Origin of the sequence: Dyadobacter sp. (genome assembly GCF_039919315.1) — a bacterium.
Classification (GTDB): domain Bacteria; phylum Bacteroidota; class Bacteroidia; order Cytophagales; family Spirosomataceae; genus Dyadobacter.
In genome coordinates, this window is record NZ_JBDSFX010000092.1 from 149,926 (window position 1) to 164,322 (window position 14,397).

Annotated in this window: 13 protein-coding genes and 1 riboswitch; of the genes, 3 read left to right on the forward strand and 10 right to left on the reverse strand. The window is 45.4% G+C overall.

What is annotated here, in order from left to right; genetic code table 11:
* Positions 1-23 precede the first annotated feature (23 nt).
* Both treA and ABIO93_RS27535 read right to left on the reverse strand, forming a co-directional pair.
* Complete coding sequence (gene treA / locus ABIO93_RS27530) at positions 24-1,574, reverse strand: alpha,alpha-trehalase TreA (protein WP_348073225.1); 1,551 nt, start codon at positions 1,572-1,574, stop codon at positions 24-26.
* Positions 1,575-1,610: 36 nt separating this feature from the next.
* Positions 1,611-2,552, reverse strand: coding sequence for a M20/M25/M40 family metallo-hydrolase (locus ABIO93_RS27535; protein ID WP_348073226.1), 942 nt, complete (start codon positions 2,550-2,552; stop codon positions 1,611-1,613).
* A gap of 139 nt (positions 2,553-2,691) precedes the next feature.
* Positions 2,692-2,799: riboswitch (SAM riboswitch) on the forward strand.
* 93 nt (positions 2,800-2,892) lie between these two features.
* Here ABIO93_RS27535 and metX point away from each other — a divergent pair.
* Entirely contained in the window at positions 2,893-3,945 is a 1,053-nt protein-coding gene (gene metX / locus ABIO93_RS27540; protein ID WP_348073227.1) for a homoserine O-acetyltransferase, read from the forward strand.
* Here metX and ABIO93_RS27545 read toward each other — a convergent pair.
* From ABIO93_RS27545 to ABIO93_RS27565, 5 genes are all read right to left on the reverse strand, one after another.
* Complete coding sequence (locus tag ABIO93_RS27545; RefSeq protein WP_348073228.1) at positions 3,938-4,708, reverse strand: glycerophosphodiester phosphodiesterase family protein; 771 nt, start codon at positions 4,706-4,708, stop codon at positions 3,938-3,940. The genes metX and ABIO93_RS27545 overlap by 8 nt on opposite strands.
* 129 nt (positions 4,709-4,837) lie before the next feature.
* Positions 4,838-7,147 carry an FdhF/YdeP family oxidoreductase gene (locus ABIO93_RS27550; protein WP_348073229.1) on the reverse strand — a complete coding sequence of 770 codons (2,310 nt, stop codon included), beginning with the start codon at positions 7,145-7,147 and terminating at the stop codon, positions 4,838-4,840.
* A 2-nt stretch (positions 7,148-7,149) separates the two neighbouring features.
* Positions 7,150-7,518, reverse strand: coding sequence for a hypothetical protein (locus ABIO93_RS27555; protein ID WP_348073230.1), 369 nt, complete (start codon positions 7,516-7,518; stop codon positions 7,150-7,152).
* A gap of 1 nt (position 7,519) precedes the next feature.
* Positions 7,520-8,347, reverse strand: a complete 828-nt coding sequence (fdhD, locus tag ABIO93_RS27560; protein WP_348073231.1) for a formate dehydrogenase accessory sulfurtransferase FdhD — start codon at positions 8,345-8,347, stop codon at positions 7,520-7,522.
* Between the two features lies 1 nt (position 8,348).
* Positions 8,349-8,942: a molybdenum cofactor guanylyltransferase gene (locus ABIO93_RS27565; RefSeq protein WP_348073232.1), complete on the reverse strand. Its 594-nt coding sequence runs from the start codon at positions 8,940-8,942 to the stop codon at positions 8,349-8,351.
* A 62-nt stretch (positions 8,943-9,004) separates the two neighbouring features.
* Here ABIO93_RS27565 and ABIO93_RS27570 point away from each other — a divergent pair, with 62 nt between their 5' ends.
* Positions 9,005-10,048 (forward strand): hypothetical protein, encoded by a 1,044-nt coding sequence (locus ABIO93_RS27570; protein ID WP_348073233.1) that lies wholly within the window; start codon positions 9,005-9,007, stop codon positions 10,046-10,048.
* 130 nt (positions 10,049-10,178) lie between these two features.
* Complete coding sequence (gene mnmA / locus ABIO93_RS27575; protein WP_348073234.1) at positions 10,179-11,282, forward strand: tRNA 2-thiouridine(34) synthase MnmA; 1,104 nt, start codon at positions 10,179-10,181, stop codon at positions 11,280-11,282.
* A gap of 47 nt (positions 11,283-11,329) precedes the next feature.
* On the opposite strand, the gene rlmB is transcribed toward mnmA, so the two are convergent.
* The 3 genes from rlmB to ABIO93_RS27590 form a co-directional block, all read right to left on the reverse strand.
* Complete coding sequence (gene rlmB / locus ABIO93_RS27580) at positions 11,330-12,100, reverse strand: 23S rRNA (guanosine(2251)-2'-O)-methyltransferase RlmB (RefSeq protein WP_348073235.1); 771 nt, start codon at positions 12,098-12,100, stop codon at positions 11,330-11,332.
* Positions 12,076-13,284, reverse strand: a complete 1,209-nt coding sequence (locus tag ABIO93_RS27585) for a GWxTD domain-containing protein (RefSeq protein ID WP_348073264.1) — start codon at positions 13,282-13,284, stop codon at positions 12,076-12,078. The genes rlmB and ABIO93_RS27585 overlap by 25 nt, the downstream gene beginning before the upstream one ends.
* Before the next feature lie 150 nt (positions 13,285-13,434).
* Positions 13,435-14,325, reverse strand: a complete 891-nt coding sequence (locus ABIO93_RS27590) for an SDR family oxidoreductase (RefSeq protein ID WP_348073236.1) — start codon at positions 14,323-14,325, stop codon at positions 13,435-13,437.
* Positions 14,326-14,397 lie beyond the last annotated feature (72 nt).

The following is a 14,397-nucleotide window of genomic DNA, read 5'->3' on the forward strand; positions in this document are numbered from 1 at the left end:
CGGAGCAGATTTTTCGGGGAAAATCACCTCTTTTTATTTTTCATTCTGAGGTATACACCGTTCGTCCAACCGAAGCCTTCCTGGATTTCATACTCGCCGCCGCCCGCTATCAGATTGGTATCGGACACATTATACTTTTCAAGCATCTTACCCGAATGTTTGAACTCTTTTTCGACAAGCCCAAGCCACTCTGCACACAATTCATTTGCTGTCCGATGGAAATTGTAGTTTCTCAATCCTTTATAAGCGATCCATTGCAGCGGTGCCCAGCCATTTGGGGCGTCCCATTGCTGCCCTGTGCGGTTGGTAGTCGTAAGTAGTCCTCCCGATCTCAGAAAGTTCAAACGGAGATAACCCCGGACGTAGTGTGAATGTGGTTTGGGGGCCAGTTTGAAAAAGAGCGGAAAAGCCCCTGCCAACGTAATGGCTTTGGTAAACTCCCGCTTTTTAAAGTCATAATCCATATAATAATTTTTCGACTCATCCCAAAAATAAGTCTGAATTGCCGCACTCCGAGCTTTTGCCTTGTCATTATAAAGGTTGCTGCATTCCTGGTTTTCTTTAAGCATATAGGCTTCCGCCAACGTCTGTTCCAGGTGGTACATCAGGCAATTCAGGTCGATCGGGATAATATCGGTGGTATGGATAGAAGCGAAATCAGATTCGTCATCGAACCAGCGACTACTGAAATCCCAGCCTGACTCTGCGGCTGCGCGAATATGCCTGTACAAGGCATCGGGAGCAACATTATATTTCTCAAAAGCTTCCTGAGCCAGTTCTATATCTTCCCGATACGACTCCGGCCTGGGTGTGCAGCGATCGTCCCAGTAGCGGTTCAATACCGCGCCATCGGGTAAGTTCACCAGTCGCCTGTGAGCAGAGAATGGTTCGGCGTCCTGACCGCCATTGTCCATCCAGTAGTCGTATTCTTTCTGCATTTGGGGCAGAAATCTTGTTAGCACCTTCTTTCCTTCCATTTCGCTATAAAGCCTCACCATGAGTGAAAAGAAAGGAGGTTGCGACCTTCCCAGGTAGTAAGTACGGTTTGCGGTGGGGACATATCCGAAATTATCGATCAGATAGGCAAAATTATTAATCATGCTTTCGATCAAATCCACCCGACCTGATTCTTTTAACCCCAACATGGTGAAATAACTGTCCCAATAATAGATCTCCCGGAACCTGCCCCCCGGTACTACATAGGAAAAAGGTAACGGAATCAATGAGCCGCCCCGCTCCTGGTTTTCGGGATAGCGGGTTAGTACCGACCACAGCCTGCCAATGTGCTCGGACGTGGTAACACTGGTATCGGGCCTGAAATCGGAGGATATGTGCAGCGGCATCCTGAAATATTTCTGTATAAAAAGAGCCATATCAAACTCAGTATCACTCTTTTCCTGATGATATCTTTCAATGATCAGTACCGGATCTTCCAGCGGAATAGCATCTGCAAATGTCTTGGAATCAGGAAATATGTGGCTGTTTTGCACATCTTTAAACAAGGTGCCGTATAGCTCCTCAGGAGAGATATGGGGTGAAGCATAGGTAAAAGAGGGGGCAACGAATCCGTACAAAGCAAGCCTATTTAAGATTTTTCACTAGTTGAATCACTACTTAACCTCCGTGAATTTCAGTTTCGGAAGTTTCATAGCATTCTCTATCAGCATAATTTCAATGCCAAGGATGCCTGCCTCAGCTTTCAAGTCTATTTTTTCAATGTCATCTGTGGGTTTGTGGTAATCATCGTGCCCACCTGTGTGAAAGAAAAGGACAGGTATTTGTTTGGCATAAAAAGAACCATGATCTGAACCGCCGCTGCCTGCCTTATCAGTGAAAAATTTGGTGTCGCTCTTGACATCTTTAAATATGACAGGCCATTCTTCACTCGTTCCAAAACCGCCGATACCCACACCACGATTGGCGTCATAACGCCCGATCATATCCATATTAGTCATAAAATTGATCTTTTCCAAAGGCAATGTCGGATTGTTGACGAAGTACCGCGATCCTATTAGCCCGAGTTCCTCCGCGCCAAATGCGATGAACAGAAAGTTGTACGCCTCTTTAACGTTATTGGTTGAAAAATAACGTGCAAGTTCCAGCAATCCGGCTACGCCCGAAGCATTATCATCAGCACCATTGTGAATCTGCCCCTCCGGCTTCTCCGCTTTGGAACTACCCTGAGTACCCATTCCAAGGTGATCAAAATGTGCGCCGATCACGATGGTATAGTCAGCTCCGTTGTCGAGAAATCCGATCACATTTTTGGCTTTCCGAACACTATCCGGTACGACTATTCTCCTGACCCTGGCTGTAAATGGTTGGTAAAACCCCTCAGTACCTTTGGGTTGTAAATGGTATTTTTTAAATGCTTTGGCCACATATCGCGCCGCTTTTTCATTCTCTTTGCTTCCCGTTCCGCGGCCTTTCATTTTGTCGGAAGCAAGCTTGCTGATGTGTGAGGAGATCCTTTCGGGAGACGGGTTAATACTTTGGGCAAAGGAGGTGACGGACAGTGCCATCAAAAAAATAAAACTGGTAAGACTTTTCATTGACATCATCATCGTTAAATGGCAAAGATAAAGCCCACGGGTGCGTGACGAAATAGAATTTCAGCATTTATTTGCATTTTCAGGCATCCAGGCTTAATATTGCAGCATCAAGTCAATTGCTTCACTTACATGGCGATTGATTTTATAAAGAAGAGGCGAGAGAATGGGCTCTATGAACCTCTGGCAACCTGCTACCGATTTGGAGAAAGGTGCTAATTCCCACCTAAGTTATTAGGAGATATAAACTCAATTCGTGTCAACTTACAGTTAGAAATTTCCGTAAGCCGGATGGCTTTAATCTCGCACTTTTTTTAGTTTAAAAAACCTGTGCTCTGGCACTATGCAAGCGGAACAAAAAACATTTAAATCCCCGTACGCTTATTCCCTGGAAATGGGTGGCGAACTTACAGGCTTCGAGCTGTCATACACTACTTATGGAGAAAGAAATGCAGACGATAGTAACATCGTGTGGATCTGTCACGCGCTCACAGGCAGCTCCAATGCCGCCGAATGGTGGGATGGGCTGGTAGGAGAGGACAAGTACTTTAATCCTGCCAAATATTTCATTATTTGTGTCAATGTATTAGGTTCAGCATACGGCTCTACCGGGCCACTTTCTATTAATGCTAAGACCCAGAAACCTTATTACCGCGATTTTCCTGTCGTGACAGTTCGCGACGTGGTAGGTACCATGGAGCTTTTGCGTCAGGAACTTGCTATTAAAAAAATCAAAATATGTATCGGTGGATCGCTGGGTGGCCAGCAGGCGCTGGAATGGGCTGTGGAAGTACCCGACCTTTGTGAAGAGCTGATCGTGATTGCATCCAATGCATTGCATTCCCCCTGGGGAATTGCTTTCAATGAATCCCAGCGAATGGCGATCGAAGCTGACCCGACATTCAAGGACGATCATGCGGACGCGGGAAGTATGGGCATGCGTGCCGCGAGGTCCATTGCATTGCTTTCCTACCGCAACTACGATACTTATAATTTTACCCAGGCACGTGATAATCCCGATCAGATCGATGATTTCAGGGCTTCTTCGTACCAGCAATATCAAGGAGATAAATTCGTGAAACGTTTCAATGCGTACTCCTATTGGGTTTTATCCAAGATTATGGATTCGCACAATGTAGGACGGAACCGCGGCGGAATCGTGCATGCCCTTGGCTTAGTGAAAGCCAAGACATTGGTACTAGGCATTAAATCCGACCTGCTTTTCCCACTATCCGAGCAGCAATTTGTAGCCCGCCACATTCCTGATGCTGTTTTTCAGGAAATTGACTCACTATACGGACACGATGGCTTTTTGATTGAATATAAGCAACTTACACAGGTTATTCGCGCTTGGCAGGAGACCAATGGTCAGCTACAAATGGCGAAAATTACTTAGAAATACTCAGCAGTAACTCCGGTTCATTGGTAGTAATGTAATCCACATCTTTTTCAAGGAACCATTTCATCGTCGCTTCGTCATTGACAGTCCAGACATTGGTACTGAGCTTTTTCTCGCGCATCGCCGGAATGTATTCTTCTTTTCTTTTGAAAACTGTAAAATGGTAGTCAATGCCATCCAATCCGGCAGCTGCTATTTCGTCAGGTGTTTTGTCTCCGTTCAAATATTCCACGTGTGCTTTTGGCGCGAGTTGTTTTACTTTCAGGCATACATCAAAATCGAAAGCAATGTAGTCTGTAATCTGTTCCACTTTCAACTTCTTGACCAGTTCTACACATTTTGTAGCCAAAGCCAATGATCTTTCCTTACTGACCGAGGAAGTTTTTATTTCAAGTATCAAACGCGTTTTTTTCTGTTTTGAACCAGCTTTCAAATATGCTTCTAACGTGGGCAGCGCCTCCCCGTTTTCCAGTTTGATCTGTGAAAGCTCCTGCGCGGTTGATTTTTCAATGTGTGTTCCTTTGATAGCATGATCGTGCAGAACAAACAAAACCGAATCCGCAGACATATGCACGTCAAATTCGCTTCCGTAGCAGCCCAGTTTGATCGCATGTTCCAGCGCACCGATTGAATTTTCAGTCGCTCCGGTATTTTTCCACGCACCTCTGTGTGCGATTACCTTGTTTTTGTTTTGTGACATACCTTCAAAAGTGGTTAGACTAAGCAGTCCCACAGCAATCGATAAAATAATTTTTTTCATTGTATAAAATTTAAACCTTACCTCAGAAAGATCATTTTTCCTCTGATTTACCCCAACAGGCCATTGAACCAAAGGCGAAAATTACGGCAAGTTTGCTTACGAATTGTTAGGCCAATGTTAAGTTTGGATTCAGGGTAAATGTTTGGTCAATGTTAAAACCACTTGTTTCGAAGTGGGCGTGTTACTTTTATCAGCCACGCTGTTAATGGGGACCAGCACATTGGTTTCAGGAAAATAGGTTGCCGCGCATTTTTCAGGAATAGGATATTCGACCACGATAAACTTGTGGGCGACACGTTCGGTACCTTCAAAATGATTATGCAGATCGACAAGATCACCGTTTTTCAAACTCCTTTTCGCAATGTCATTTTCGTTCATCAATATCACCCTTCGTTCATTGTAAATGCCGCGATACCGATCGTTGAGGCCGTAAATGGTGGTATTAAACTGGTCGTGGCTACGAATTGTCATCATGATTAACTCATTGTCAGCCAGCTGTGGGATTTGTAACGGAGCGACATTGAACCTCGCTTTTTGAATGTCATTGTCGAATGTTCCATCGCGGTTGCAATTAGGCAGATAAAATCCACCAGGCAGTCTTACCCGCTCATTATATTTTTCAAAACCGGGAATGGTACGCTCAATATCTGCCCGGATCACATCATAATCCTCGCTGTAACGATCCCAGCTGATCTGGCTATGGCGTCCCAATGTCGCACTGGCTAGTCGGCAAACGATCTCGGGCTCGCTGAGCAAATGTTCCGAAACCGGAGGCAGCACACCTTTGGAAAGTTGTACTACACCCATCGAATTTTCACAGGAAACAAACCTGTTCTCCCCCTTATGCATGTCCATATCGCTTCTGCCCAGACAAGGTAGTATCAATGCTTCTTCGCCGTGAACGAGATGGCTACGGTTTAGCTTGGTCGAAACGTGCACAGTAAGCCTGCATTTGGACAAGGCTTCTGCGGTAAAACGGGTATCGGGAGTTGCAGACAGAAAATTTCCTCCCATAGCAAAGAATACTTTGGCTTTGCCTTCACGCATGGCTTTAATGGATTCCACGACATCGTACCCGTGTTTTTTCGGAGGGCTGAAATGGAAGTTTTGCTCGATCGCATTCAGGAATTTTTCAGAAGGTTTTTCGAAAATACCCATTGTACGGTCACCCTGGACATTACTATGGCCTCGGACCGGGCAGGTACCGGCTCCCGGTTTGCCAATACTACCCTTCAACAAAAGCAAATTGACCACTTCCTTGATCGTATCCACCGCGTTTTTATGTTGAGTAAGGCCCATCGCCCAGCAGGCAATGATCTTGCTCTTGCGCGCTAGTACCCTCGCGGTTTCCTGTATCAGAGTCAGCGGGACACCGCATATTTTGGCAAGTTCTTCCTCATTAAAAGTCTTGATATGCTCGACAAAAGCAGCATATCCTTCTGTATTTTTTTGAATAAAATCCTGATCGAAAACAACGCCCGGATTATGCTCCTCTTCCCGTATCAAAAGCAATGCAATCGCTTTCAGCAGGGCCATATCACCATTGATCTTGACTTGCAGGAAAATATCTGTCAGTGTCGGGTTAATGCCCAGCACGCCTTTCACCATTTGGGGATTATTAAAACCCATTAATCCGGTCTCAGGCAGCGGATTAATAGAAATAATGGTAGCACCATTGGCTTTGGCCTTTTGCAGGGCGGTCAGCATTCTGGGATGATTCGTACCCGGATTTTGCCCTAATATAATGATCACCTCGGCTTCGTAAAAGTCATTCAGCGTCACGGAGCCTTTGCCGATTCCAAGTGATTCGCCCAAAGCGACTCCGCTGCTTTCGTGGCACATATTGCTACAATCCGGCAGGTTATTGGTGCCAAATTCTCTTACGAAAAGCTGGTAAAGGAATGCAGCCTCGTTACTGGTACGGCCCGAAGTGTAAAAAACAGCCTCGTCAGGTGAGGCCAGCCTGTTCAGTTCGAAACCAATTTTATCAAAAGCAGCCTTCCAGGAAATCGGCTGATAATGGGTACCGCCAGCTGGCAAAAACATAGGTTGCGCTATCCTACCTTTGCCACCTATTTCATAATCAGTCAGTTTGCCCAGTTCTTGGACAGCATGCTGTGAGAAAAACTCAGTCGTCAGTTTCTTAGTAGTGGCTTCTTCTGCCACTGCCCGGGCACCATTTTCGCAATATTCGGCAATGCCTGAGCGCTCATCGTCCGGGTCGGGCCAGGCGCAGCTCGGGCAATCGAAGCCACCCTTTTTGTTCAAATTGAAAAGAGCCCTCATTCCACGCTGTAAGCCAGCCTCTTCCACTATTTTCTCGAAGCTGGAAACGACTGCCGGGATGCCCGCAGCTACCTTTTTAATCTTACCTTTTTTGAGTCCGGTCAGTTTCTCGGGATTTTCCGAATTGGGGACCGGGAGGTGATGATCGGCCATAGCTAGCAGGTTTTGGATGGGTTTTCGTAATTGTCTGACTGGTCTTCGGCGACATTATCCAGACATTTAAAATCTTTTTCAACCAACAGATACAACGTTTCCTGTCCGTCGAACGGTACATTAGCGTCAATCCCGACGACATTGTTTGCCGCCCAATCCTTTGTAAATGCCGTGGGCACAAACATGGTGATCATTCCATTGGCAAACTCGGCCGACAATGTTTCGCCGGATGGATCCTGTTTGACGGAATAGTAGAATTTGGAGGTGCCAAATGCAGTTTCCTCCTCTAAGTAGCCAATAGTACCAAGCTGCTCCACATCAGTTTTAGACAACCTGAACCTGACTGAGTTACGCTGAATTCGTATTTTCATATTACTCAACACGGCCGAAACCGGTGTAAACATTAAATCTGTCATTTTTTAAAAAGCCAACCAGCGTGATGCTACTTTCCTCGGCAAGCTGTACCGCCAGGCTCGACGGCGCGCCAATCGCGGCTACCACCTTGATACCCGCCATCGCCGCCTTTTGAATGAGTTCAAAACTCGCACGGCCACTGAGCAGCAGGATGTTTTGGGCCAATGGCAGCTCATTATTCAGGAAAGCCGCGCCGATTAGTTTGTCCAGCGCATTATGTCGGCCCACATCTTCCCTAAGCATGATAAAGTTGCCGCCGAGGTCAAAAAGCGAGGAGGCGTGAAGACCGCCGGTACTTTCGAAAATATTTTGCTGTCCTGCGATTTTTTCACTCAATGCAAAAAGGATTTCTTTGGTCAACAGAATGTCATCCAATTGATCCTGGTAAGCCGACACCGTTTTAATGGCATCGATACTCGCTTTTCCGCAAACACCACAGCTGGATGTCGTGTAAAAGTTTCTTTCCAAAGCATTCAATGTCGGGACGAACGTGTCGGAAAGCGTTACGATCACTTTATTTTCTTCCAATACCGCGCTTTTCACAGACTCCACCTGATCAAGCATTGATACAATGCCTTCCGTAAACAAAAATCCAATCGCCAGGTCGCGATCGTGCCCGGGTGTCCGCATGGTAACGGAAATGCTTTTCGTGATCTTTTTTTCTGATTGATAGTAAGCCAGTTGAATTTCAAGTGGTTCCTCCACAGCCAGATGATCCTCCCAATCCGTCGCTTCGTCTCTCCCTATCCTTCTGATTTTTTGGTATGCTATCGCACTGGTTTCCATTTCACTTGTTGTTTTCGTTAGCCAAAATTGCTTTGACTCTCCGGAATTCTTCGGGAGTATCTACGCTGGTTACAACCTTTTCGGATTGTGGCACATATCGTTCCGCATTGTGTTTTTTCAAAAAATGCTGCAATGAAAATTCATTTTGATTAAAATGCTGCTTTAACAATGGCCCGGCTTCCTTCGAGTACCAGGCCAGCAAAGGCTCATATTTGTCATCCTGATTATAAAAGGCAGCGGCAGCGGAATCTCTTTTAGTTTTTGTCAAAAATAACTCCAGTTCCTTTTTATTCAGGAATGGGTAGTCGCAGCCTGCCACCAGGAAATGATGTTCCGGGAATGCATGAAATGCTGTCAATAGGCCGGAAATAGGGCCGTGGCCGGAGTATTCAGCCAGATCCGCTATTTTTTCATTCGAAGTTTTGAGCGAAATATACTGTTCCTTATTACACGAAATGATCACTTTTTCGCAAAACAATGCAAGCAAATCATGGACATGATCGTGCTGAGGCTTGTCATAATATACGAGCGCGCTCTTGTCGGTACCCATTCGGGCACTGCTACCGCCACAAATCACAAGGCCATACAGCGCCATTGTTTATAGGTTTAATGAATTCGTGTTTTCTACTGTCAACCAAATATGCGTAACTTCCTTTTATGGAACAGGGGGATGTCAAGATTTTAAAAAAGAAACCTATTTATCCGGTCAGCTCGGAGTTGAGGAAATACCTCCGCTTTTACCAGCGGGATGCGAAACTTCCGGTAGGCTACCACGATCTGCTGAATTTCTACGAATCATTCCCTGTGATTGATAAAAACGGGAAGGATACACTCTGGGAAAGCCCGCTTTACCCGCCTCACGAAATAGACCGGCTGCATTCGGGGTTAAAAAAGGCCTATGCAATGTTGAAAGCATCGGGTAACCTCAGGATCGTTGAGCATAAATACATTGATCGCATTGATTACTGCAAGTTTGGAAATTCCAACCCATTCCGGATCAAGATCGTGAACCGCCTCAATGACATTTACGACTATTTCTATGTCAAAAAAGCGGATGCTTCCCGGATTTATGGCCTGGAACTGGAAGAGATTTTTTCGCCGAATCAGGTCAATTACCTGGTAGATGGTGACACGCTCATTGAAGAACACATCGCGGGTATTCCGGGGGACGAATTCGCCAAAACACGCCTCCGCGAGCCCGATTACAACCCGATACGCATTGCCAAGGAATTCGTAAAATTCAACGAGCGCTGCATGATCACGCTGCTAGGGGATATGCGATCGTACAATTTCGTCATGCAGATCACGCCGGATTTTGATGATTTTCAGTTCAGGCTGAGGGCTATCGATTTTGATCAGCAGTTTTACGAAGGCAATGTGAAAGTGTATATGCCGCAGTTTTTTAAAGAAAATCGTCCCTACGTCGAACTGGCAATGGAGTACCTGACGGACAAAACGGTACTACAATACCAGCAGGAAGAGCAGTCGTCGATCATGTACCAGGCGAGAAGCGAAAGGTATCGTTTGAAAGAACTCAGAGACGTTTCTATTAAAGATAATATTTCGACAGTTGACAACATTCACCAGCTCAGGGAAGGCCTTTTCAAGCATTATGCCGATCCGCATTATCACAAATGCGAGACGATGACTGATATTATTGAGTTGAATATCAAGAATGTGATCAGGCAGGTGAATGCGTAGCGTGATTTTAGTTGAAGGGGATAATGCCGATAATTAATTATCTTTGCGGAACCTGGTGGTTAATTTTTGCTGTTCAGGATTTTCAACTTAAATAAAATCGGAAGGCATTCAACCTTCGCTGATTATCGCAATGAGCAAACACGGACGCATTTTAGTCGCCATGAGTGGCGGCATTGACAGCTCGCTCGCAGCTGTTATGTTACACGAACAAGGTTATGAGGTCATCGGAATGACCATGAAAACCTGGGATTACGCCAGCAGCGGCGGTTCTAAAAAAGAAACGGGCTGTTGTTCCCTCGACTCCATCAATGACGCGCGTAATATTGCCGTCGAATTAGGCTTCCCACATTACATTCTGGATATCCGCGCCGAATTTGGAGATTATGTGATCGATCATTTCACTGGCGAATACCTCGAAGGCCGCACACCCAATCCTTGCGTTTTGTGTAACACGCACATTAAATGGGACGCGCTGCTGAAACGTGCTGATAGGCTTGATTGCGAGTCTATTGCCACCGGGCATTATGCTAACATGCAGTTCAACAATGGTCGGCATTATGTTTCCAAAGGCATTGACAGCTGGAAAGATCAAAGTTATGTGCTTTGGGGAGTTTCTCAGGAAAGCCTTTCCCGTACCAAATTACCTTTGGGATACCTGCACAAATCAGAAATACGCGAAATGGCTCGGCAAAGAGGCTTTATTGATTTGGTAAACAAATCGGAAAGCTATGAAATTTGCTTTGTACCCGACAATGATTACCGGGGATTTTTGAAAAGACGCATTCCTGGTTTAGAAGCAGAAGTAGCAGGAGGGAATTTTGTTTTTGAAGACGGTACTATTGTCGGGAAACACGAAGGATATCCGTTTTATACAGTAGGTCAACGGAAAGGTTTGGGAATTGCCCTGGGTAAACCAGCTTTCGTGACCGAGATCAGAAAAGAAACTAATGAAGTGGTTTTAGGAGATTTGCCAGACTTGTTCCGCGACGGAATGCATGTCGGCAAACTGAACCTGCAAAAATATGCGTCACTGGACAAGCCGCTGGAAACAGTAACCAAAGTGCGTTACAAACACGACGGAACTCCTGCGTTGATCGAACAAATTGAACCAGACAGAATCATAGCCAAATTCCACGACGGTGTCAATGGCATCGCGCCAGGACAGGCTGCTGTATTTTATGAAGGAGATGATGTAGTCGGCGGCGGCTGGATTATGAAGAGTTTCCGACAGTAGATAAAGAAAGACTTGGCAAGTCTTTAAGACTTACCAAGTCTCGTTTATTATTTAACCCGTTGTCTCACAGCTTCGTAAAGGACGATCGAGCTGGCTACAGACACATTCAGGGATTCAACCTGACCACTCAACGGAATTTTTGCCCCGCTATCAGCCAGATGTATGAATTCCTGTGAAATTCCATCTTCTTCTGAACCCATGATGATCACCGTGGGAATCGAAAAATCGATGTCGTAAAGTGATTTCTCTGTTTTTTCGGTACAGGCAATGATTTGCAAGCCGCTGTTTCGCAGATAAAGCAGTGTTTCGTACAAGTTTGGTTCACGGCAAACAGGCAGGAAGTTCAATGCACCCGAAGAAGTCTTCATAGCATCTGCATTGATCTGGGCGCCACCTTTCGTTGGAACGATCAATGCTTGAACGCCGGCACATTCTGCCGTCCTGGCGATGGCTCCAAAGTTGCGAACATCGGTAATCCTGTCCAGAAGTAGCAGCAATGGCGTTTTCCCTTCTTCAAATACCTGCGTAAGCACGTTGTGCAACGGCATGTACTGGATCGGGGACACGAACGCGATAACTCCCTGGTGGTTTTTGCGTGTCACCCGATTTAGTTTTTCAACTGGTACACGCTGGAATGGGATGCCAAGTTCTTTGGCAAGTTTCTCAATTTCAGAAAGACCAAACTCTCTCTGAATGAATAATCGTTCTATTTCTTTGCCCGAACGCATTGTTTCGAGTACAGACTGTGTACCAAAAACCATATCGGCCTGGGACTGTCTTGGGGCGGGGTTTCTTACCGTATACTTCCGTTTCTCCATGCTTCTACTACTGGATACCAAATCGGCTGGTATTCGGCATAGCGAACCAGTTCATAATGATCATCCACAAATTGATTGTTTCTTCGATTAAAAGTAAAATTTACATTCTGCGCATTACCTCGCTGATCGTAGGTCCAAACCTCGCGATCTTTGCTGCGCTGCACTTTATCCGGAGGGCCTAATACGATATATATCATGCCCTTATCCGTTTTCCAACCTTCTTTGTAGGTTGTAAAAAGTTGATTGGCTTCTTCTACACGTCCATAAAACGAACGGATCGATTGCTGGGCGAGCGGCGCATTGCCATTCATCAGCGTGAGCCAGTATTTGTCAAGCGCCTTTTTATAATCTTCCGCCTTTTCGATTTCGTTGATCTCGTTGTTGGTGCTCATGTAAAGCAGCGGACCTAGCAAAAGCTGTGGTCGCGTTACTTTTGGAAAGCGTTCATTGACGACCAAAATTCCTAATCCTTCTGATTGCGTGGTATCAGCGAATACATTATAAAGTCCTTCTTTATCAAAACGAAGCGGTTCATTGGTGTTAATCGTGAATGAACTATCTACTTCCAGCGACTTATTAATATTCTTAGGGGCAACGTTCATCGGCGAACCTGCCGCCTCAAAATCATGATTGTAGTAAAATACATGCAACTGCTCATTTCCCTCGCCGACTTTTTTAAGGGTAAATGGCTCATTGGCATTCACATAGTGGCGCTGCAATGGTTGTGTGCTGGCAGCCGTGTAGACGCCGTACGTCTGACTCACTGCAAGATTTTTGAACTTGATCGTGAGATCATTCAAAACTTTTTTCAATGTTCCGGTCTGACTGATCTCACTCAAAAGCACGCCGTAGTCCTTATTGGGGCTTTTAATGTCATAAGCGATTACAATTTTATCGCCAATCCTGGACACATTGGATGAGTCGAGTTTTACATTTCCGTAACCTAGTCGGTCCCTTGTTCCGTAATCAGAATAAATGACGTAGTTGAGATTGTAAATTTTGACAAAGTCGGGAACTGATATCGGGTTTTTCCCTTTGAAAGCGTCGACATACAGATAAACCTTTGTCTGGGTAGTGTCTTTTAGCAGATATTTACTTTGAATGGCGATCAGTGTAAGTTCTTCATTAACCGGAGCCGATTGCAGTTCCGAGGGTCTTACCTGCGCTTCCGGCAATTGCTTCATTGACTTATTGGATGACGCACAACCTGCGATCACCAACACCGATAAAATATAGACGTAAAAGCTTAAAGTAGTTCTCATGTACATGTTTTCATCATTTGTCAAATAACGAACGAACGGGCAAAATTACCCAATAAAACCGTAAGAAAATTTTTATTCTGATTTCTTACTATTCCGGTTGGCAGTTTTGATAGTTTCTTCAATGGAATTCCACTGATCGTCAGTCACTTCTTTTAGGAAATTGAACTGTCCGGCTGCCAGTACCTCACCTCCGTCCAATGTAATCACTTCGCCGGTCATGTAGGCCGAAAAATCTGACATTAAATAGGCGGCCAGATTCGCGAGTTCCTGATGGTTGCCGACTCGTTCCAGTGGAATTCTGCTTTCAAAAGAGAATTTTTTGGCAAGCTCTTCCGGAAAAAGCCTTTCCCATGCACCTTTGGTCGGAAATGGCCCGGGAGCGATAGCATTGAGACGAATACCATGGTCAGCCCACTCGAAAGCCAGTGATTTGGTCATCGCAAGTACGCCCGCTTTTGCCATCGCGGAAGGTACCACCCAGCCAGAACCGGTCCACGCATAAGTAGTGGAAATGTTGAGTACTGTGCCTTTGATGTTATTATCAATCCAATATTTGCCTAATGCTAATGTGAAATAGTAGGTACCACGCAGCACAATGTCTACCACCACATCCACCGCCTTATAGGAAAGCCGCTCGGTAGGGCTAATGAAATTCCCTGCCGAATTATTGACCAGGCCATCTATACGTCCGAATTTTTCAATGGCACTCGTGATCACATTTTCAATCTGCTCCGGCTTTCTCACGTCGCACGCCACACACAACACATTTCCGCCGACGGTTTCTTCAAGTTCTCGGGCAGTCGCTTCTAGTACTTCGAGGCGGCGGCTGCATATTACGATATTGGCGCCTAGTTTCAGAAAATAGGTGGCCATGGATTTTCCCAAACCGGTACCACCTCCTGTTACAATGATCGTTTTATTATTCAATGCTCCGTCGCGAAGCATTCCTTCCGTATAAGCCATCAGATTCGAATAGTTAAGGATGTGCTTAAAGGTAAAGTTTAATCTAAAATTGTTATATTTTGTATCAAAAAT

What these genes read in the sequence shown, in the direction of transcription:
- ABIO93_RS27550 (WP_348073229.1), bottom strand. Translation starts at nt 7,147, where the DNA reads ATGGCCGATCATCACCTCCCGGTCCCCAATTCGGAAAATCCCGAGAAA.
- ABIO93_RS27590 (WP_348073236.1), bottom strand. Translation starts at nt 14,325, where the DNA reads ATGGCTTATACGGAAGGAATGCTTCGCGACGGAGCATTGAATAATAAA.
- ABIO93_RS27535 (WP_348073226.1), bottom strand. Translation starts at nt 2,552, where the DNA reads ATGAAAAGTCTTACCAGTTTTATTTTTTTGATGGCACTGTCCGTCACC.
- ABIO93_RS27570 (WP_348073233.1), top strand. Translation starts at nt 9,005, where the DNA reads ATGGAACAGGGGGATGTCAAGATTTTAAAAAAGAAACCTATTTATCCG.
- mnmA (WP_348073234.1), top strand. Translation starts at nt 10,179, where the DNA reads ATGAGCAAACACGGACGCATTTTAGTCGCCATGAGTGGCGGCATTGAC.
- ABIO93_RS27585 (WP_348073264.1), bottom strand. Translation starts at nt 13,284, where the DNA reads ATGAAGCAATTGCCGGAAGCGCAGGTAAGACCCTCGGAACTGCAATCG.
- ABIO93_RS27545 (WP_348073228.1), bottom strand. Translation starts at nt 4,708, where the DNA reads ATGAAAAAAATTATTTTATCGATTGCTGTGGGACTGCTTAGTCTAACC.
- rlmB (WP_348073235.1), bottom strand. Translation starts at nt 12,100, where the DNA reads ATGGAGAAACGGAAGTATACGGTAAGAAACCCCGCCCCAAGACAGTCC.
- ABIO93_RS27555 (WP_348073230.1), bottom strand. Translation starts at nt 7,518, where the DNA reads ATGAAAATACGAATTCAGCGTAACTCAGTCAGGTTCAGGTTGTCTAAA.
- fdhD (WP_348073231.1), bottom strand. Translation starts at nt 8,347, where the DNA reads ATGGAAACCAGTGCGATAGCATACCAAAAAATCAGAAGGATAGGGAGA.
- ABIO93_RS27565 (WP_348073232.1), bottom strand. Translation starts at nt 8,942, where the DNA reads ATGGCGCTGTATGGCCTTGTGATTTGTGGCGGTAGCAGTGCCCGAATG.
- metX (WP_348073227.1), top strand. Translation starts at nt 2,893, where the DNA reads ATGCAAGCGGAACAAAAAACATTTAAATCCCCGTACGCTTATTCCCTG.